Genomic DNA, 17,675 nt, shown 5'->3' on the forward strand with positions numbered 1-17,675 from the left:
TCGTGAGGAAACGTTATGTCAGTTGATATCAAACATGTTGTCTGCCCCCATTGCCACAAAGTAAACCGAGTACCAGAGGACAAGCTGGCCGCCGGTGGCAACTGCGGAGCCTGCAAACAACCCTTGTGGCCGGATCGGGTTTTGGAGTTGACCGGGCAGAACTTTGCAGCCCATACCGGGCGCAGTGATGTGCCGGTGCTGGTGGATTTCTGGGCCAGCTGGTGTGGCCCCTGCAAGATGATGGCGCCGCAGTTCGAGCAGGCATCACGACAGTGGCAGGGTAAAGTGCGTTTCGCCAAACTGAATACCGAGCAACACCAGGGGCCCTCCGGGCAATACGGTATTCGCAGTATTCCCACCATGATCTTGTTTCAGAACGGTAGGGAAGTCGCCCGCCAGAGCGGCGCCATGAGCGAATCCCAGATCAACCAGTGGTTGCAAAGTCAGCTGTAAAGCCTATGGGGGGCAGGTCAGGCCGGCTTTCTGCGGCCTGACCTGGGGATCAGGGCTGAGGTTGATGACCTTCAGGGTTAGGTTTTTGTGCCGACCTGAGTCGGGCAAGTACTTTCTCGCCATCACTGGCGCCGTTGTCGATACCGGCAGCTTTCAGGCGCGCATCCAGATCGCCGTTTTGCTGTTCGTGTTCCAGTTCGGTCAATGCTGCCTGGACATCTTCGGCTTCGGTTTGCCTGGCTCGAATCCGGGTTGCCGAGAGGTTCAGTTCTTCCATATGGCTGTGCAAGCCTCGTGCGTGGCCTTGTAGCTGGCGGGTGACCAGTTCGGCATGCCGGTTTGCCTTCGCCAGGCGCATTTCACTGTAGAAGTGCTTCAGTGCCCGGCTGGAGTCCCGGAGTTGGCGCCGGAGCTGGGCTTCCTGCTGTTGCAGCCGTGCATGTTGTTGCTGCTGGCGTTGTAGCAGAGTTTCATCTTCGGCGATCAGGTTGGCCAGTTCGAGGGCCAGTGGGTCCTGGCGTTTTTCCAGGGCCTGGCTGGCTTGTAGCTCCCGCTTGTTAACGACCGACTGCAAGGCTTCGTTATCGCGCTCCAGGCGGGTTTTCTCAGCCATCAGGCAAGCCAGCTCACGTTTGGAGCGTGCAATGGCCTGCTCGGCATCCCTTAGTTCCTGTTCAAAGATACGGATGTCGTTGGCATCGACCAGTTTCGCCACCGGCTCGTGGGCCGAGGCCCGAAACAGGGTTTCCAGTTTGCGCCAGATGCTCATGAGATTACTCCCCGTATTCTTTCAGTAGCTGATGGGTTCGGGCTTCGGATATGCGGTTAACAATCCGGTGCTGCTCGTGCTCATCGCGCAGTGTTTTGGACAAAGTAATAGTGGTGCTCACCAGAAAGAGGGCGCTGATTGCCATGTAGCCCTTGAGCACCAGGTCCACCGGGGCGAGTACCACGCCAGCGGCGGCGGCAAACAGCGCAACGGCAAATGAAACTTTCACAAAAAATACCCAGGATGCGGAATTGCTTTTCAGTTCGCTGTCCATGATGAGCTCCTTTTGACCATGTGGTTGGGACGACTGAACTTTGCGATATCGCCCCGGGCGGTGCGAGCGCTTCCAGAAAGGTATTGGTAGTCTATGCGTGGCGTATTGAATAATGATACGTTTGACCGGTCCCGCACAAACAAGGAGGTGCAGCGATGGCGCAAACGAGTGCGATTGTCAGTGAACTCAAGCGGCAGCTCAGGTCTCACGGTTTGACCTACCAGGATGTTGCCCAGGCGCTTGAGCTTTCGGAAGCGAGTGTTAAGCGCCTGTTTTCCGACAAGCAGTTTTCATTGAAACGTTTGGACCAGATTTGCACCCTGATGGGCATGGAAATCAGTGATCTGGTACGGAAGCTGGCACCAGAGCCGAGAGTAGAGCAGCTGACTCTGGAGCAGGAACGGGAGTTGGTGTCGGATGCGCGTCTGTTGCTGACTGCCGTGTGTGCGATGAATCGGTGGCAGTTTGATGAGATTCACCGGAATTATGAACTGCCGGAGACCGATCTCATTCGCTATCTCGCCCGCCTTGATCGAATGGGGGTGGTGGAGTTGTTGCCTGGCAATCGGATCAAGCTGCTGGTGAGTCATGATTTCACGTGGCAGCCCGGCGGGCCGATACAGCGCTTTTTTGAAACCGAGGTGCAGCAGGATTTTCTCAAGTGCCGGTTCACCCAGCCCGGTGAGTTAAGGCTGTTTGTGAGCGGTATGCTTTCGCCGCAGTCCAATGAGTCGGTTCAGCAGAAACTGAAGAGACTGGCGCTGGAGTTCCGGCACTGCCATGAAGAGGATCTGGCATTGCCGCTGGACCAGCGTTTTGGCGTCAGCCTGTTGATGGCGATGCGGCCATGGGAGATAGACGCGTTCGCCAGCCTTCGACGGCCTGAGGCCGGCAAATCCTATCCTGGCCCCACCCGCTAAAGTCAGTGCGGGCTGTTTTGCGCGGCGCGGCTGTGCTCGGTGATCGGGAACCTTTTCTGCTAGTATCCGTGAACCTTCTGAACAGACCATTCAGGCCTTCGGAGAACCTACTACGTGAAAACCTCTTATTTTGCAGTACTTGCCGTTGTATCCCTGCTGGCGGGATGCCAGACCTCAACCTACATGACTTCTGCCGCAACGGATGGCGACGGGGTAACCTGTGATGAAATCTACCAGGCCTTTGATGCCTACAGCCGAGACCGGCAATCTGCCGATGCACTGGCGGACCTTGGCAAATTAGTGAACCCCACCGCCGGCGGATATGCCGAAATGGGTGTGAACCAGGCGTCCAAGTACTATGAGCAGATCAAAGCCAGTGCGAATATTGCGCTGGCCGTTCGCGGTTGCCAGCCGGTCAACTAATCGTTTCACCCATTGGAGGGTCAGCTTATGTCGTCTCAAACTGTCTGGATTACCGGTGCCTCATCTGGCATTGGCGAAGCCCTGGCCCTCCAGTTCGCCAAAGATGGCGCCGGGCTGGTGTTGTCTGCCCGTCGCGAAGACGAGTTGAAACGAGTGGCAGACCGTTGTGTTGAAGCGGGGCTGCCGGAGGATCACATTCTGGTGTTACCGCTGGATGTGACCCAGTGGGACGCTCTTCCCGGCGCCGTGCAAACCGTTCTGGATCGTTTTGGTGCGGTTGATTTGCTGGTGAATAACGCAGGGGTGTCTCAGCGGTCACTCTGCAAGGATACCGAACTGGCGGTCTATCAGAAGCTGATGGATGTGGATGTCATGGGCCAGATTGCCCTGACCAAGGCGGTGCTTCCGCATATGCTGAACCGCGGTTCCGGTCACCTGGCGGTAACCGCCAGCGTCGCGGGTAAGGTTGGCGTGCCTCAGCGGTCCGGTTATTGCGCGGCCAAGCACGCGGTGATGGGTTTTTTCGATGCTCTGCGGGCTGAGGTAGAAGACGAAGGGCTTTATGTATCGACCATTGTGCCGGGCTTTATTCGAACCGACATTTCCAGGAATGCCCTGGCGGCAGACGGCTCGGTGTACGGCAAGCTGGATGATGACATTGCCGGGGGCATGGATGTGAATGATTGTGCTGAGGTGATTTTCAAAGGCCTGAAAGCCAGAAAGCGCGAAATCCCTGTCGGCAAAGGCAAAGAAATGGCGGCACTTTGGGTGAAGCGCCTGTCACCGGAGCTGATATTCCGGCTCACCCGTTCGATGAAATAACCCACAAGGCGAGTTGTGCTGATGAAGTTTCCTGTTGTTACGGTGACTCTGGTTACTGGTGCACTTATTTATGTACTCTGGAGCCAGACTCGGGAGCCTTCCGCTCCTGCCGATCCCGCCAGTTTCACAGAGCTTGCAACAAAGCCGGCCAAGCGCAGCGATGTGGTGGATCTGGCCATTGCCCAGATCCCCGAGCTGTGCGCGCAAGCCACTAAAGGCCGTGATTCGCAAGCCTATGCCGAGTGCGTTGAGCTCGCCGACTCCCGCACATCATCCTGCCGCAGACTGGTGTACGACAACTTTCCGGATAACGTGACATCGGATGCGGTATTCCGGGATGTATCGATTACCATGATGAACTGTTTGGTACGTCACTCCGGGGTTGTTCAGCCCTGAGGTTGTTAAAGGATTCGGGATATACGCATGGAAGCCATTCTCTATCTCGCACTTGCAGGTATTGCCCTGCTCGTTCCCATCGGTTCATTGCTGGGGCTTCTGGCGTTCAGCCAGCGCAAACAACAGGATTTCCGGATCGAAGAACTGGGGCGTGAAGTTCATTACTTGCGCAGTCAGGTTGCTGACCTGAAACGTGCGGTTCCCGAGCCTTCCTCTGCTGATCCCGAGCCCCACGCTGCTGACCTTGCTCCGCTGCCTTCAGTGCATACTGCGAGCGCCCCTTCTTCATATCCGGAGCCGGTTGAATCGTCAGAGGCGGCGCCGGTATCCAGTCCCGTGCCCGTTGAGTCGTTGCGCTCATCCCCCACTATCGAAAGCCGGGTTATTGCCGCGCTTAAAGAAAACTGGATGGTCTGGCTTGGTGGCCTGAGTGTCAGCCTGGCGGGCATCTTCATGGTCAGTCACTCCATCAATGCCGGGTTGATCGGCCCGGTGCAGCAGTTCCTGCTGGCCATCTTGAGTGGTCTGGCATTGCACGGTGCTGCAGAGGTGTTTCGGCGTCGCCATATGGGCACCGATCAGGTGTTCGCGGCCTTGGCGGGTGGCGGCAGTATTACGCTGTATGCGGCTCTGCTGGCGGGTGTCCATCATTATGATTTGATCGGGCCGGTCACCGCTCTGGTGGGCCTCGCTGTGGTATCTCTTGTCACCATGGTGCTGTCGTTGTTGCACGGCCCTTTGCTCGCAGTGATGGGTCTGGGTGGTGCCTATCTGGTGCCGGTGCTGGTGGGCGGTGAAGACGGCAGTGCGGCGTTTGTGCTCACTTACAGCTTTCTGATCACGCTCAGTTCGGCCTTGCTGATGGGGTTCGTGTTCCGCCCTTGGCTTTGGTACTCCACGCTGGCAGGTGCCTTGTTGTGGTGGTTGCTCGTGGTGTCCGCCGCTCATGATGCGGTGGCGCTGGCGTGCTATCTGTCTGCCTTGTTCGTGTTGTTCTCTGTGGCTCCCGGAGAGCCGAGGATTGATGCCAGCCGGCGGCGGGAAATCTTCATTATTCTGTTGCTGGCCTGGGGTGCCTCCATCGCTCAGCAGCCGCTGGCAATGCCTTTGTTTGCTGCATGGTTATTGCTGCTGCCGGTTGCAATTCTGACGCCGGTCAGTCGCGGTGCGCTTTGGTACCTGCCCTGGGCAGCCGTGTTGGCAACCGCCGCCGGCTGGCTCGGCTATGCCGGACGCAGTTCGGGACATGCTCTGTTGTTGCCCTTGGGCGCTGAACATCATGCGGGCTTACTGATCTATCTGGTGCTTGCGGCGATCGCAACCGTGTTGTCCGGGCTATGGCAATGGCGGCAGCAGCTGGATCTCAGGCGCTGGGGCTCACTGGTCCTGCTTTCGCCTGTGGTGTGGCTGGTGGTCGGCTGGTTGCTGGTGCAGGGCGGCTCCCCTTCGGGTGCCTGGGCTCTTGTTGCCCTCCTCGCTGGCGCTGTTTACGGTGCATTGGCCTGGTTGATGGAGCGCCGGGGAGCGTACCGGTCGGGGCTTGTGTGGGCTATTCTGGCGGCCCACGCCTGTTACTCCCTGGCAGTGGTGATGTGGCTGCGGGAAGCCTCTCTGACACTTGCCTTGTCTGTCCAGTTTGTCAGCCTGGTATGGCTGGCCCGGCGCTATCAGGCGTTGGAGCTCCATCTGCTGTTAAAAGTGATTCTGGCGGTGGTCGTTGCGCGGCTCACCTTCAACCCCTGGTTGCAAAGCTATGATGCCAGTGTGCACTGGTCTTTGTGGACTTACGGTGGGACTACACTGTTTGCAGCGGTCGCCACCTGGATGGCGGGCAGAAATAGCGCCATCCGGCCCTGGCTGGAAGGTGCCACTTTGCATTTGCTGGTGTTGTTTCTGGGCGCCGAATTGCGGTACTGGCTCTACGATGGCGACATTTTTGCGCGGGAGTATAGCCTTACCGAGGCGGCGCTTAATACCGTACTGTGGGGTGCGCTGGGCATTGTTTATGTGGTGCGCGCCCGCGCCAGTCAGTCTCTCGTCTGGTTATACCGGTTATTTGCTTCGGTGCTGACCATCCTCTCGGCGATCAGTTATCTGGTTGCGGTGACGGTTCATAACCCCTGGTGGCATAGCGGGACGATTGGCGCTACGCCGGTGTTCAACCTGCTTTTACTGGCTTACGGCGCACCGGTTGTGCTGGCCCTGGCCATCAGTCGGTTTTCAGACCTGGTACCACGCCGCTGGGTTCTGTGTGTGGCTTCGGCAGGCTTTTTGTTGTTCACCGTTCTGGAAATCCGGCAGCTATGGCAGGGGAGTGCCATGGCCTGGTGGCACGGAGTGGGTGAGGGCGAGCTTTATACCTATTCTGTGATCGGTATGGTGTATGCCGTGGCGGCCATTCTATGGTCGACCCGTTCGGGCGGAGAATGGCTGTACAAGGGCGGAATGGCGCTGCTGGGTGTGGTGATCGCAAAGATCTTCCTGATTGATATGAGCGGCCTGCAGGGGCTTTGGCGGGTAGCCGCCTTTATGGGGCTTGGCCTGGCATTGCTGGGGCTGGCGTGGATGTACCGAAGAACCCGGCGCACTGATCCAGAGTTGGCAGAAAACTCTGATGTGTCTTGACGCCCGACAGCGTTGCCGATGGCAGGCGTTATCTATACAGTTAACAAACACTCACTTAATTGATTAGCAGTAGATGAGGACACCCAGGTGACAGAACTCGTAACTTACGAACTGAACGACGGCATTGCCACGATCAGCCTGAATAACGGCAAGGCCAATGCTCTGAGCCATGACGTGTTTGAAGCGCTGAATGCTGCGCTCGACCGCGCTGAGCAGGACAAGGCCATCGTCATTCTTACCGGCCAGCCAGGCATGTTCTCCGGCGGGTATGATCTTAAGGAAATGCAGAAGGGCCCGAAGGAGGCCATGGCGCTGGTGAAAACCGGTTCAACATTGACTCGCCGCCTGTCTGCTTTTCCGCTGCCCGTGATCGGCGCCTGCAGTGGCCACGCCATCGCCAAAGGTGCGTTTGTTCTGCTGTCAGTGGACTATCGCATCGGTGTTGAAGGCAGCTTCAAGCTGGGCCTGAATGAAGTGGCGATTGGTATGACCATGCACCACGCCGGTATTGAAATCGCTCGCCACCGTATGCCTGCGCCTTACTTCTATCGTTCGGTTGTGAATGCGGAAATCTTCAATCCGGAAGGTGCCATCTCGGCCGGATTCCTGGATGAGGTTGTTGCTCCGGAGCAGCTGATGGAACGTGCAAAGGCGGTGGCCACGCAGTTCAAGCAGCTGAACATGAAAGCCCATAAGCAAACCAAGCTTAAGGTAAAAGCGGATTATCTGGCACTGCTGGACCGCTGCATTGAACAGGACGTTGCCCACTTCGACGTACTGGGTTGATGGACAAGAGGCGGCTGGCGCTTGTGCTGGCCGCCTCTTGTATTGGTCTGACGCAGAGAGTCAGTTGAATTTCCCTTCAGGTGGTCTCTTTGACGTGTTTAAGGTCGTAGTGTTTGCGGTAGGTTTTCCCATCGCCGGCACACAACAGCACCGCTTCGTGGGGTAGTCCTGCGTCATCCAGCGTCAGTGTTCCGATATTCCGGTCACTGGTGAGAAAAAAGCTGCTGTCTTCCGGTTTCAGATACCGCTCCTTGTCCCTGCCCAGCATTTCACCCAGTTTATTGATCATCTTCAGCCCGATGCTTTCCCCCAGTGGTACGTTGTTGCAGGCGCTGCTGCAGATCTGCCACAGCACCACCCCCTCCGGGGTTTCTCTGCGCCTGGCAAAGCCGTAGTGAACGTCACCCGAAAAGATGACCACATGCTGAACGCCGGGCACCTGGCAACAGGTGGATTCCAGAGCGGTCAGCGAGGCCGGGTCGGCACTCCAGGGTTCCCGGTCCAGTGTGCGTTTGAAGGTGGGGAATTTGAGTTGCAGATACTCGATATGGCTGAAACCATAAGTGGGTGTTGGTGAGACCACGATCAGGGTCTGGCAGTTGGGAAGCGCAGACAGCCGCTGACCCAATTGCTCGATCTGGTCGTCGGACATCAGGCCAAGGGAGTGCTTGCCTCGTTTACTGAACTCCCGGTGGGTGCGTGTGTCGAGCACCGCCACCGGGGGAACCTGTGCCAGCTCATAGCCCCAGTATCTTGACAGTAACCAGTCGTAGTCCGGGCTTCCCGCCGGGCATTTTCGGTCCAGTAACGCGCGAATATCAGCGACTTCGTTGACCACCTGCGAGGGCTGATTGCCCCAGTGCTGGCAAATGAAGTAGGCCACCAGGGCGTTACTCAGAACATAACGTCCGACGGCGGAACTGCTGAGCTGGCGGGCGTTTTTCTTGGAAATGTTCCAGTCATCAGTGACTTCATGGTCGTCAAAGATCATGTAGGTCGGAATGTTGGCCAGCAGTTTTCGGATGTCGCTGCGTGCGAACGCCGCAAAGCGGCTCAGGTTATCGAGGTCTTCTTTGTGTTGGGATTCGGTATAGACGTACTGCGTGGGTGGGTTCCGGCCATCCCGGGTATTGGCGGGTTGGTGTGCCAGACGGGGTTTCAGGGCATCGTGGTCAGCAAATGTCAGTCCGTATTCCCGGCCGGCCCCGGAGAAGGCAAACAGGTACATGCAGAGGTATTCCTGGAGCGTCAGCAGGTGTGATTTTTTCGCACTGGAGCTGAAACCCGATGGACTGCGGGTTACCCAGTGCCGGTCATCCAGCTTGGACAGTCGGTGGAGGTCATTGCCGCAGGGTATGTTGGGCAGGTCGTCCTCCATGCCCAGAGCGGTTTGCAGTTTGCGCAGGTAATCCAGTAACAGGGGCGATACGTCATCCGCGTAGATCTGGTCGCCGGTCAGAAACAGTTGGCTTGGGCGGGTGTCTTGCCGGAGGTTGTCCTGCAATACGGATGCGGCCCGTGCCAGCTGGTCCGGCCCCTTAACCTGACAGGGTGAGTGGGGCCGGCGGCAAGACGCCTGGAGGAAGTGTCGGTGTTCCCGTGGCAGATAGACGCCAGGCAGCTTGTCGTTTCCCAGGCAGAGCGTTTTGAGCAGGTCAGAATCGCCGAAGGGCTGGCCGTCGAGCTCGAGTTCGTAGAACACTTCGGTCAGGCTCTGATGCTCCGGAGCCTTGTCCAGTGGCAGGGGGGTATGCACCAGGCAGAAGTAACAACGCTCTCCGGCTTTGATAACGGTTGTTTCGCAGCTTGTGGTGATGGATTGCTGCTTGTTGTCGGTAGCGTAGGTGGTCAGCGTGAGATGTTCTGGTGGCTGATCGAGCGCCAGCCACAGGTTCAGTTCTGAACGGTTGGCATGGCGTACCACAGGGCCGCAGATAATCATTGGAAGCTCCTTTTCCTGGTTTTGATTCCGTTGTTAGCGGGGCAGTGTCTGGTCTGCCTCTTGATGACTGTGTGTGAACTGTTGTGCCGGCCTGAACCTGAACAGCCAGGCCAGCAGCAAGTCGGGCAGGGTTTGTAGCCGGGTATTGTAGATCATGGCGCTGTCGGAGTAGCTGTTGCGTAGCAGGGACAAATGGTTCTCCGTGCTTGCCATGATCTCCATGAAGCGACGGACCACCTGGTGGTTTTTCAGCTCCGGGTAGTCTTCAAGCCTGCCTTTCAATGACTGAGTGGCCGCCTGCTCCTGGCTGATGGTTCGGCCAACGTTGTTGGTGGAGTCCATGGTGGCCGGCGGCTCGGAACGGAGCGTGGCGATCGCGGTTAACAGGTCCCGTTCATGGGCCATGGAAGCCTTGACCGTGTCTTCAAGCCTGGGCCACAGGTCATGGCGCTGCTGCAGGATGGTGTCAATGTTCGCCCTTGCGCGGTTAACCCGGTTCTTCAGGAACACCAGATCGTTGTAATGCAGAATGCCTGTGTAAACGCACAGAGCCAGTGGTACCACCAAGGCCGAGATCAACAGGTTGTCCGGGCTGAATCGGCCATCGGCCGCAAGCATGGTGGTGGCAGTAAACAGCAAGAGCCCGAGGCTGGCGGCTATGCCGACAAACCCCCAGGCTCCCCGGCGCATCACGATCCCGTCTTCATCGGAATTGCTGATCAGGAACGGCAAATCCTTCTCGTGCTGAATACTCAGGTGGTCGGGTTGGTGCTGATCCAGCCCGGCAAAGCCGAGACAATAGATGCTAGCTTCCGGCACCAGAAACTTGACGGTATGGCGCTGTTTGCCCAGTTGCTTGATATCCACATCCGAATAGCCGAACTGTGCGCCTTCCGGGTAAACCAGAACGTGGTGCTGGTCGTCTCTGAGGCGAAAGGGAACATGTTCTGTGCGTGTTTCAACCGTGGTCCATTTGGCGTCGTTGCCTGACCCCCGTTTTTCTTCGATCTCGAGGCGGTAGGCTACACAGTCCTGACCGCTCAAGGGCTCACGAAGCGGTGGATAGTTGTTGTCCAGCTCCACACGGCCTTTCAGCTCGGCCAGACCGAAACTGAGCCCCTGGGTGCTGCTGGTGGGCAGCGCTTCGATCAGCCGTTTGAGCTTGATGGAGCTTATAACCCTGCGCATCAGGAGTATGGCCAGAACCAGGCTGCCAAGGGCAAGTAACAGCCCGATACCACTGTATTGGCGTTTTACGGGCGGGTGGTTGGCCAGTATTTGCTGGACCTGTTCCCGAGCGGATACGTTCAGTTCTGGCAAGGGCAGGCGATTCTCAAGCAAGCGCCGGAACATCCAGCGGTCGAGCCAGCCGCTGGTGCTCTGGCGAATTCGATGATTCAGCGCAGCGACATCAACCAGTGCCGCCATTGAAGGCTCTGTTTTCGCCAGCTGTTGGTAACGCCCTTCGTAGAGATTGGCTATGGCAGACCATTCTGCCGTTAGCCGGTAAACACCGATGATGGTCAGGGTGCCGGATACGGCGACAGTCATGGCCAGTACGTACACCCATAAGCGATGAATTCTCAGGATAATCAGGCCCAGGGCAATTCCCAGTGCCAATAGACCGGTAGCGAGAGAAATTTTTGCGCCGGCGTCGTAAAGTTGTTCGCCGATGTCAGTGTCCGGGCCGAAGCGGGAGACCACTGCCGGGAGGTTAAAGGCATCCAGCGCGGAGAAGGTCAGGTCGTTTTGTTTCTGATCAAACTGGCCAATAACCGTCGCGTTGTCTCCGGGCTTGAGGGTCCATTCGGAATAAATATAAGAGCCGGACCGATGGTGCCAGGTTCGGCGCAGGCGCCACTCGATATCCCCGGTATTGGCGCCCAGGTTGACCACTACGGTGCCAGTGTCGTCCTGGAGTTGAAAACGGCTGCCTATGTGTCCGGAGTCCACAGTCTCCAGCTTCAGGTCGCCGTCTGAATCCCGGTACTCGCGTTGTTCTTTGTAGAACACATAAACAGACGGGGTGTCTGAGTAAGGCCCTGTGTGGGTGCCCAGGTCATCGGTCACCTGGCCTTCAACAAGGTAGGGGCCTTTGGCCAGTGCGGATAAGGGGGTAATGGGCAAGCGTTGAACCTGTCGGGCTTCGGCCAGTTCGTTCAGGCCTCGGGCCATGAAATCGTAACTGCCGACAAGACATGCCACGGTGAGAATGACCAATATAAGACTGCCAGGAGTACTGAGTGCCGTCCTGCGCTGCATCCCGTTTCAAATCCCTTTGTTGTTGGCGGTTGAAAAGTGCAGTATACCTGATCAAATTACCTGCATGAGTCTCGAAGGCAGCAGGGCCGCTACTTGCAGCGGAGTGTCCTTACCTTGCTAACATAGTTATCCACAGTTTCTGTGGGTAAGTAACAGAAGGAATTGATGTCATGTCTGGGAAGTCAGCCAAGCCGGTTTCCGCTTCAGCCATTGAGAAGCATGTCTATAAAGTGTTTCCAAACGACATGAATTCACACAATACCGTCTTTGGCGGCATGATCATGGCCAAGTGCGACAGGTTGGCCCTGGTGGTGGCTGAGAGGCACTCAGCTCATGTGTGTGTGACTGCGGCTGTAGACTCCATACATTTTCGTGCGCCGGCAAAGGGTAACGATACGTTACTGTTCAGCCTGGCTTTGAACCGCAGCTGGGGCTCCTCCATGGAGATTGGGGCAAAGGTGGAGGCCGAGAACAGCTACACAGGGGATACCCGCCATATCCTTTCTGCATTTTTTACGTTTGTGGCTCTGGATGAGAATGGCAGGCCGGTGGATGTGCCGGCCGTTACGCCGGAAACCGATGAACAGAATCGGCGCTATGCCAATGCCGAGATTCGACGGGCAGGGCGCCTGAAGACTCGTGAAGAACTTTCCCGTGCAAACCGATGAGCAGCTATCGCATCTTGTTGCCAGTCGTGGTATATCAGCGCCACTGATGAACAACTTAATTGGAACCAGGTGTTATGCCAAAAGCGAGTGAGATTAAAAAGAACCAGGCTGTTGAATACGACGGACGTGTGTATTTTGTAAAGGACATCGAACGCTCTGTGCCCCAGGGCCGTGCCGGTGGCAGCCTCTACCGTATGCGGATGTACGATGTCGTAACCGACCAGAAGCTCGATGAAACCTTCAAGGATTCAGACATGCTCAACCTGGCGGATCTGGTTCGCCGGGCGGTCACCTTTTCCTATGCCGATGGTGATGAGTACGTCTTCATGGATAACGAAGATTTCACTCAGTACATGCTGAACAAAAGCGCCATCGAGGATGAGCTGATGTTCATCACCGAGGACACCCAGGGCGTGATGGCCATTCTGGTCAGTGATACGCCAGTGGCTCTGGATCTGCCTCCGACGGTGGAGTTGACCATCGAGGAGACTGACCCCTCCGTTAAGGGTGGCTCCGCCACAGCTCGCACCAAACCTGCGCGGTTGACAACCGGGCTGGTTGTGCAGGTGCCAGAGCATATTTCTACGGGCGACCGCATCAAGGTGAACGTCGAAGAGCGCAGATTCCTGAGCCGGGCGTAATTGCCCGGGCGTTTGGCGACCCGTTCAAGCCCCGGATTGTGAGCTTGAATGGGTCAGCTTATCGAGTTTTTTCATGAGTTTGGGCCACCCGATGGGCAGTCGCTTCTCCAGTTCGTTCAGCCGCGAGGGCTTTAGCGCTGCTGGGTCGAAACCTTGTTTGCTGCCGTAAATCACCCAGTTGTTGGTTTTGCTCTTGAAGGTCAGCAGCAGAGGGAACTGACGCTTGAGTTCCCGCACAAGGTTGCCCTGAGGTTCCGGCATGCGGTGGTAGTTCAGTACCAGCCAGCCGTTGTCAGTCAAAGCCTGACTGCAGGCTTTGATGAATTGCCGTTGTGCTTGGGCCGGGCTCATTTTGTCGGCACTGTAGAGGTCGGTCAGAATCATTTCAGTGCCACATTCCGGAAGATTTTCCACCGCCAGGCGAGCATCCTGAATGGTGACTTTCAACCGGTCGGTTTCAGGCAGGGCAAACCAGTCCCGGGCAATGCTCGCGACTTTCTCCCGCAGCTCAAAAACCTGAATATCGCTTTCCGGCAGTAACCTGTGTAAGCCGTGCGCCAAAACCCCTCCACCCAGACCAAGTACCGTAATGTGTGCCGGCTCCCGAAAGGCAATGGGCAGCAGCATCGCTCGGTTGTATTCATGCACAGGAAGGTGGGGCGCCGAGCGGACGATTTTGCTCTGTTCGAAAATGGAGTCAAAACTCAGTATGCGGTGTTTGCGATCATCAATAACCAGGATATTTCCGTAATTGTCGCGGTCTACATGAACAATGTCGCCCGCAATGGCGAGGTGGTTGATGATGGTGCCCATCAGTTGGCAGCGTAACGTTCGTGCAAAATACCTACCCGCTCTACGTAGGCTTTGGTCTCTGCGTAGGGGGGAATGCCCTTGTATCGACCGACGGCACCGGGGCCTGCGTTGTAGGCCGCGGTAGCGAGCCGGGTGTCGCCGCCGAAACGTGCCAGCATCTGGGCGAGGTAGTTCACTCCTCCGCGGATGTTTTCCGCAGCCTGCAGGGGATTCTGAACCCCCAGTTCTTTGGCGGTTCCCGGCATTAGTTGCATAAGGCCCTGGGCCCCGACCGGGGATAGTGCTTTGGGATTGAAGGCCGATTCTGCGTGAATGACGGCCCGCACCAGGGCCGGATCCACATCAAACTCCTGTGCCGCTGTCAGGATTTCTTCCTGATAGGGGCGAAGAAACAGCGGCGTTTTCCGCCAATCGACCTTTGAGCCCGGGTCGCAGGCATAGCAATGGAAGCGGATGACGTCGAAATCTGAATCCGCCGGCCTCATGCTGCTGTAGGCGACAACGCCGTGCTCATCGGTGTAGCGATAAACGGTTTCGTTCTTGCTTGAGGCCCGGGGCTGGCTCTGACTTTTGACGTTGGTAAATTCCACCCGGCCATCCGGGTGAACCACACGCTTGATGGTATCGGCCATTACACTGCCACTGGCCATACATAGCCATATGGCAACGGCGGCTATTACGCTGGTTTGTGGTGTTGTAAGGTCAAACGTCATTTCGGGCCCGGACTTCAGATGCGGATGCTTCAATGTACCGCTATTATCGCGGCAGATGTAGCCGCCTGTGTAGGAGTTTCGTGCCGGGATGATACGGAATGTTCTGTCTTTCACAAAACCCTTCACGCAGCCGGACTCCAGATTCTGACAGGCCGATGAGAATTTTCGCCCGTCAGGCTTTATTTCCGCTAGACTGCAGTTAAGTTACCTAAACAGGAGTTTCTTATGCCTTTCTCTCCGGATCATCTTGCTGAACTGAATCTGTTACTGCAGTTTCCTTCCACTTCAACTCAGGAAGGCATTAAGGTACACGCCCACACCGCAGCCGCAGAAACCGTTGCGGCAGCTGAATCCTTGTTCGCTAAAGGGCTCATATCCCGGAATGATGGCGGCTATCTCACGCCGATGGGCTGTGAGGCTGTTGAGCTGACCCAGAAATTACAGTCAATGCTGGCAGGCGACTGAAGGCAGGGGTTTAGCGTGGCCCTGTTGTGTTACTCAGGGCCACGTGTAGCTGGTTTGAAAAGCCCCTAGACTTTGGGGCCTTTCCCTCTGATGACGTTAAACAGCACGGATACAACAAGCAGCACCAGAAAGATAAAAAACAGAATCTTCGCAAATCCTGCGGCGGTTCCGGCAATGCCTCCAAACCCCAGAACACCCGCAATTATAGCCACAACAAGACACACTATAGCCCAGTAGAGCATTTCCTATCCTCCGTTTCAGGGTTACACGTTAAACGTGGCACACCGTTGGCGATAGTGCAATTGAGAACCAGTCAGTGTTGATGAATGGTAATCGTGGTGTCAGGTTCTCAGTCTGTTTTTTCCGTAGGAAAAACGGAACGGGACAGTACAGGCTCACAGCCTATAACCCCCCGGGCCTGTTTGTGGGGGTGAAGATACCAACGTTGGCCTCCGCGGGTGAATGTCGTGATTTGCACCTGAAAGACTTCGGTTTCGACCGTCGCGGGAATGGGTGTGCCGTCGGCGTGACGGTATACACAGGAGGTGCCCAGCTTCAATGCCTGGCCGGCTGGCAGAGCGATGAAGCCGTCGTCCCGGACGACGGGTTCCCGGCCGTTAACATCCGTGATCTTGAGGCAGGGCCCGAAGTGAACCCGGTTTCTGTCTCCCACGGTTTCCTCCAGGCAGTGATGGGCGCTCAGCAGAATTATGTCCTCGGCAACTCCTGAATCCTGCCCGGGCATACTTTGACAGGCAGTCAGGGTGAGCGCCAGCAGGAGAGTATAGGTGGCTCTGATCATTATTGGCTCCTGGGGGTTAGCTGCAGATTTCCTTCTGAGTCAGACCTTAACGCATCAATCAAACGGCGGTCGCGCCCGTAAATGTCACTCCGGATCTGGAGGCGGCCCGCGCTATCAACCCAGACAGTCCAATACTGAAGGTGTACCGGCACCGGATTTTCCAGTACAGCATTTGCGGGCTCTTCCTGGTCAATCGCCTGTTCAATGCGGTTTCGGTCCCAGTCGCTGTTGCCGGCCAGCAATCGTTCGGCCAGTTCAAAGGGCCGCTCTATCCGTATGCACCCCGAGCTCAACGTTCGCTCTATGCGGTTAAATAAATACTGCCCCGGCGTGTCGTGAAGGTAAACCTCATACTGATTCGGGAACATGAATTTTACCTGCCCCAGGGCATTACTTCGCCCGGGTTGTTGCACTAACTGGTAGGGGAAATTGTTAGCGGATAGTCCCGCCCAGTCTACCTCGGCGGGGTCTATCTCCACCCGATCTGCGCCCCAGCCCTGATAGACCTTGAAGTTCAGGCGCTCAAGATAGCCTGGGTCTGACTGTATCAGCGGCAGTTGGTCCTCGATCATTAGTTTGCGTGGCACGGTCCAGGTCGGGTTGAACACCAGGTAGCGAATACGGTCGCTGAACACCGGTGTTTGCCGAAACGGGCCGCCTACGATCACTCTCTGGCGCAATACTTCCTCACCGTTCTCTACCATGATCATCTCGAAACCGGCGATATTCACCAGCACATAGGTATCGCCCAGCGAATCGGGCAGCCATCGCCAACGTTCCAGGTTGGCGTCGATCTGGCGGATGCGTTCTATGGGCATCAGGTTCAGTGCGGCCAATGTCTTGCGGCCGATGATGCCATCAGGGTCCAGCCCGTGACGGGCCTGGAAGGCGGGAATGGCCTGGATCAGGTTTCCTGCATAGAGGTGGTCGGTCGGGTTTTCGCCGGATTCCTGTAGGGTATCGTTATCGGCCATGGGCAGATCACCCAACAATATCAGCTGTTCACGGATAGCGGGCAGGCGTGGGTCGGTGTCGCCGGGGCGTATAGTGACTCCGGGTTCATTCAGTGGCCAGGGTCGACCCAGCAGTTCTGAAAGCTGGCGCCGGTAGCTGATCAGGCGTTGGTAGGCCGGCGCCGGTGGTTTGAGAGACTGTAAGGTCTGGTAGACCGAGCCGCTTTGAAGTGCATCGCTCAGGATGATGTGTACTTCCCGTTCTCTGCGGTTGGCTGTCCACTCAGCATGAATGGTTTGCGGATTAACTTTGCCTTCCAGCAGGTGCGACGCGAGTATCAGAAAAGCATCGGAGAAGACCAGGTCAATATCTGCCTGCAGTTCCGGTTCGCTATCGTCCGATGATGTCTGCGAAATCGCCTGCAGCGTTTTCTGGTGGTAGTCGGCAGGATTCAGGCCCTCGTCTGCGATTTCGCTAATGGCACGGACGAGTTCATCCTGAGCCGCCCGGGAATGCCAGGCGGATTCGTAATTCCTGGCTTCGTAGAATTTCGTCAAGGCTTCTTGTGCATACAGGGGTGCGTCGTGAACGGTAACCGGGTAGCCCGCTTGCATTGCCTCGATGCGATTGATGATGCTGTCATCGCTGAAGGCGTTCTGAGTAAGCATCAACAGGATGGATAGCATCAAATAGGGCGGCCCGTGAATCCGGCCTCTGGCATCCTGCATGATTTTCTCCTTGTGAGCTGGCTCGCTGGTGGGTCTGTCTGATCTGACTGTTGTTCAGTATATCCTGAGATGCAAGCATCTTTGTGCCAGATGGTGGTAACCCGATGAGTTGAGGGAAAGGGGTGCTTTACCGTTATTGTTTTTTTTCAGGTTCTGCTCGGGCTGGCAGAGGAGTAACCTGTGTTTAAAAAGTGATCAGTTTCTCGGGTTTCGCTGCAG

Annotated in this window: 19 protein-coding genes; 10 read left to right on the forward strand and 9 right to left on the reverse strand. The window is 56.6% G+C overall.

The annotated features are described in order from the left end of the window. Nucleotides 1–15 precede the first annotated feature (15 nt). The gene (gene trxC, locus QPL95_RS07995; protein WP_303290457.1) at nt 16–453 is read left to right on the forward strand and encodes a thioredoxin TrxC; all 438 of its coding nucleotides are present in this window, start codon (nt 16–18) and stop codon (nt 451–453) included. Between the two features lie 49 nt (nt 454–502). On the opposite strand, the gene QPL95_RS08000 is transcribed toward trxC, so the two are convergent. Continuing rightward, complete coding sequence (locus tag QPL95_RS08000; RefSeq protein WP_303290458.1) at nt 503–1,222, reverse strand: PspA/IM30 family protein; 720 nt, start codon at nt 1,220–1,222, stop codon at nt 503–505. A gap of 4 nt (nt 1,223–1,226) precedes the next feature. Continuing rightward, complete coding sequence (locus QPL95_RS08005) at nt 1,227–1,496, reverse strand: YiaA/YiaB family inner membrane protein (protein WP_303290459.1); 270 nt, start codon at nt 1,494–1,496, stop codon at nt 1,227–1,229. Nucleotides 1,497–1,651: 155 nt separating this feature from the next. Here QPL95_RS08005 and QPL95_RS08010 point away from each other — a divergent pair, with 155 nt between their 5' ends. The 6 genes from QPL95_RS08010 (at nt 1,652) to QPL95_RS08035 (ending at nt 7,468) form a co-directional block, all read left to right on the forward strand. Beyond that, complete coding sequence (locus QPL95_RS08010) at nt 1,652–2,416, forward strand: helix-turn-helix transcriptional regulator (RefSeq protein ID WP_303290460.1); 765 nt, start codon at nt 1,652–1,654, stop codon at nt 2,414–2,416. Nucleotides 2,417–2,530: 114 nt separating this feature from the next. Next, complete coding sequence (locus QPL95_RS08015) at nt 2,531–2,839, forward strand: hypothetical protein (RefSeq protein ID WP_303290461.1); 309 nt, start codon at nt 2,531–2,533, stop codon at nt 2,837–2,839. A gap of 27 nt (nt 2,840–2,866) precedes the next feature. Further along, nucleotides 2,867–3,661: an SDR family oxidoreductase gene (locus QPL95_RS08020; RefSeq protein WP_303290462.1), complete on the forward strand. Its 795-nt coding sequence runs from the start codon at nt 2,867–2,869 to the stop codon at nt 3,659–3,661. A gap of 21 nt (nt 3,662–3,682) precedes the next feature. Continuing rightward, nucleotides 3,683–4,057 (forward strand): hypothetical protein, encoded by a 375-nt coding sequence (locus tag QPL95_RS08025; RefSeq protein WP_303290463.1) that lies wholly within the window; start codon nt 3,683–3,685, stop codon nt 4,055–4,057. A 27-nt stretch (nt 4,058–4,084) separates the two neighbouring features. Further along, nucleotides 4,085–6,682 carry a DUF2339 domain-containing protein gene (locus QPL95_RS08030; RefSeq protein ID WP_303290464.1) on the forward strand — a complete coding sequence of 866 codons (2,598 nt, stop codon included), beginning with the start codon at nt 4,085–4,087 and terminating at the stop codon, nt 6,680–6,682. Nucleotides 6,683–6,769: 87 nt separating this feature from the next. Beyond that, nucleotides 6,770–7,468 (forward strand): crotonase/enoyl-CoA hydratase family protein, encoded by a 699-nt coding sequence (locus tag QPL95_RS08035; RefSeq protein WP_303290465.1) that lies wholly within the window; start codon nt 6,770–6,772, stop codon nt 7,466–7,468. Nucleotides 7,469–7,544: 76 nt separating this feature from the next. On the opposite strand, the gene QPL95_RS08040 is transcribed toward QPL95_RS08035, so the two are convergent. Both QPL95_RS08040 and QPL95_RS08045 read right to left on the reverse strand, forming a co-directional pair. Continuing rightward, entirely contained in the window at nt 7,545–9,410 is a 1,866-nt protein-coding gene (locus QPL95_RS08040; protein WP_303290466.1) for an alkaline phosphatase D family protein, read from the reverse strand. Nucleotides 9,411–9,443: 33 nt separating this feature from the next. Beyond that, nucleotides 9,444–11,672 carry a LemA family protein gene (locus QPL95_RS08045; protein ID WP_303290467.1) on the reverse strand — a complete coding sequence of 743 codons (2,229 nt, stop codon included), beginning with the start codon at nt 11,670–11,672 and terminating at the stop codon, nt 9,444–9,446. A 170-nt stretch (nt 11,673–11,842) separates the two neighbouring features. On the opposite strand from QPL95_RS08045, the gene QPL95_RS08050 reads away from it, so the two are divergent. Both QPL95_RS08050 and yeiP read left to right on the forward strand, forming a co-directional pair. Further along, nucleotides 11,843–12,340, forward strand: a complete 498-nt coding sequence (locus QPL95_RS08050) for an acyl-CoA thioesterase (protein ID WP_303290468.1) — start codon at nt 11,843–11,845, stop codon at nt 12,338–12,340. A 74-nt stretch (nt 12,341–12,414) separates the two neighbouring features. Next, nucleotides 12,415–12,981 carry an elongation factor P-like protein YeiP gene (gene yeiP / locus QPL95_RS08055; protein ID WP_303290469.1) on the forward strand — a complete coding sequence of 189 codons (567 nt, stop codon included), beginning with the start codon at nt 12,415–12,417 and terminating at the stop codon, nt 12,979–12,981. A gap of 24 nt (nt 12,982–13,005) precedes the next feature. On the opposite strand, the gene QPL95_RS08060 is transcribed toward yeiP, so the two are convergent. Both QPL95_RS08060 and QPL95_RS08065 read right to left on the reverse strand, forming a co-directional pair. Beyond that, nucleotides 13,006–13,794 (reverse strand): spermidine synthase, encoded by a 789-nt coding sequence (locus QPL95_RS08060; RefSeq protein WP_303290470.1) that lies wholly within the window; start codon nt 13,792–13,794, stop codon nt 13,006–13,008. Then, nucleotides 13,794–14,444, reverse strand: a complete 651-nt coding sequence (locus QPL95_RS08065; protein ID WP_303290816.1) for a lytic transglycosylase domain-containing protein — start codon at nt 14,442–14,444, stop codon at nt 13,794–13,796. The genes QPL95_RS08060 and QPL95_RS08065 overlap by 1 nt, the downstream gene beginning before the upstream one ends. A gap of 288 nt (nt 14,445–14,732) precedes the next feature. Between QPL95_RS08065 and QPL95_RS08070 the strand changes: the two genes are divergently transcribed. Then, the gene (locus tag QPL95_RS08070; protein WP_303290471.1) at nt 14,733–14,972 is read left to right on the forward strand and encodes a TIGR02647 family protein; all 240 of its coding nucleotides are present in this window, start codon (nt 14,733–14,735) and stop codon (nt 14,970–14,972) included. A 65-nt stretch (nt 14,973–15,037) separates the two neighbouring features. Here QPL95_RS08070 and QPL95_RS08075 read toward each other — a convergent pair whose 3' ends face one another. The 3 genes from QPL95_RS08075 to QPL95_RS08085 form a co-directional block, all read right to left on the reverse strand. After that, nucleotides 15,038–15,214, reverse strand: a complete 177-nt coding sequence (locus tag QPL95_RS08075; protein ID WP_303290472.1) for a DUF1328 domain-containing protein — start codon at nt 15,212–15,214, stop codon at nt 15,038–15,040. Between the two features lie 107 nt (nt 15,215–15,321). Further along, nucleotides 15,322–15,774 carry a hypothetical protein gene (locus QPL95_RS08080; protein WP_303290473.1) on the reverse strand — a complete coding sequence of 151 codons (453 nt, stop codon included), beginning with the start codon at nt 15,772–15,774 and terminating at the stop codon, nt 15,322–15,324. Next, nucleotides 15,774–17,456 (reverse strand): murein L,D-transpeptidase, encoded by a 1,683-nt coding sequence (locus QPL95_RS08085; protein ID WP_303290474.1) that lies wholly within the window; start codon nt 17,454–17,456, stop codon nt 15,774–15,776. The genes QPL95_RS08080 and QPL95_RS08085 overlap by 1 nt, the downstream gene beginning before the upstream one ends. Between the last annotated feature and the right edge of the window lie 219 nt (nt 17,457–17,675).

It is taken from the genome of Marinobacter sp. SS5-14b (assembly GCF_030541005.1).
In the GTDB taxonomy this organism is placed as follows: domain Bacteria; phylum Pseudomonadota; class Gammaproteobacteria; order Pseudomonadales; family Oleiphilaceae; genus Marinobacter.

Coding starts and splice junctions, on each gene's coding strand:
- QPL95_RS08085 (WP_303290474.1), bottom strand. CDS start 17,456: ATGCAGGATGCCAGAGGCCGGATTCACGGGCCGCCCTATTTGATGCTA.
- QPL95_RS08050 (WP_303290468.1), top strand. CDS start 11,843: ATGTCTGGGAAGTCAGCCAAGCCGGTTTCCGCTTCAGCCATTGAGAAG.
- QPL95_RS08005 (WP_303290459.1), bottom strand. CDS start 1,496: ATGGACAGCGAACTGAAAAGCAATTCCGCATCCTGGGTATTTTTTGTG.
- QPL95_RS08070 (WP_303290471.1), top strand. CDS start 14,733: ATGCCTTTCTCTCCGGATCATCTTGCTGAACTGAATCTGTTACTGCAG.
- QPL95_RS08020 (WP_303290462.1), top strand. CDS start 2,867: ATGTCGTCTCAAACTGTCTGGATTACCGGTGCCTCATCTGGCATTGGC.
- QPL95_RS08000 (WP_303290458.1), bottom strand. CDS start 1,222: ATGAGCATCTGGCGCAAACTGGAAACCCTGTTTCGGGCCTCGGCCCAC.
- QPL95_RS08025 (WP_303290463.1), top strand. CDS start 3,683: ATGAAGTTTCCTGTTGTTACGGTGACTCTGGTTACTGGTGCACTTATT.
- trxC (WP_303290457.1), top strand. CDS start 16: ATGTCAGTTGATATCAAACATGTTGTCTGCCCCCATTGCCACAAAGTA.
- QPL95_RS08080 (WP_303290473.1), bottom strand. CDS start 15,774: ATGATCAGAGCCACCTATACTCTCCTGCTGGCGCTCACCCTGACTGCC.
- yeiP (WP_303290469.1), top strand. CDS start 12,415: ATGCCAAAAGCGAGTGAGATTAAAAAGAACCAGGCTGTTGAATACGAC.
- QPL95_RS08040 (WP_303290466.1), bottom strand. CDS start 9,410: ATGATTATCTGCGGCCCTGTGGTACGCCATGCCAACCGTTCAGAACTG.
- QPL95_RS08065 (WP_303290816.1), bottom strand. CDS start 14,444: ATGGCCAGTGGCAGTGTAATGGCCGATACCATCAAGCGTGTGGTTCAC.
- QPL95_RS08060 (WP_303290470.1), bottom strand. CDS start 13,794: ATGGGCACCATCATCAACCACCTCGCCATTGCGGGCGACATTGTTCAT.
- QPL95_RS08075 (WP_303290472.1), bottom strand. CDS start 15,214: ATGCTCTACTGGGCTATAGTGTGTCTTGTTGTGGCTATAATTGCGGGT.
- QPL95_RS08010 (WP_303290460.1), top strand. CDS start 1,652: ATGGCGCAAACGAGTGCGATTGTCAGTGAACTCAAGCGGCAGCTCAGG.
- QPL95_RS08045 (WP_303290467.1), bottom strand. CDS start 11,672: ATGCAGCGCAGGACGGCACTCAGTACTCCTGGCAGTCTTATATTGGTC.
- QPL95_RS08030 (WP_303290464.1), top strand. CDS start 4,085: ATGGAAGCCATTCTCTATCTCGCACTTGCAGGTATTGCCCTGCTCGTT.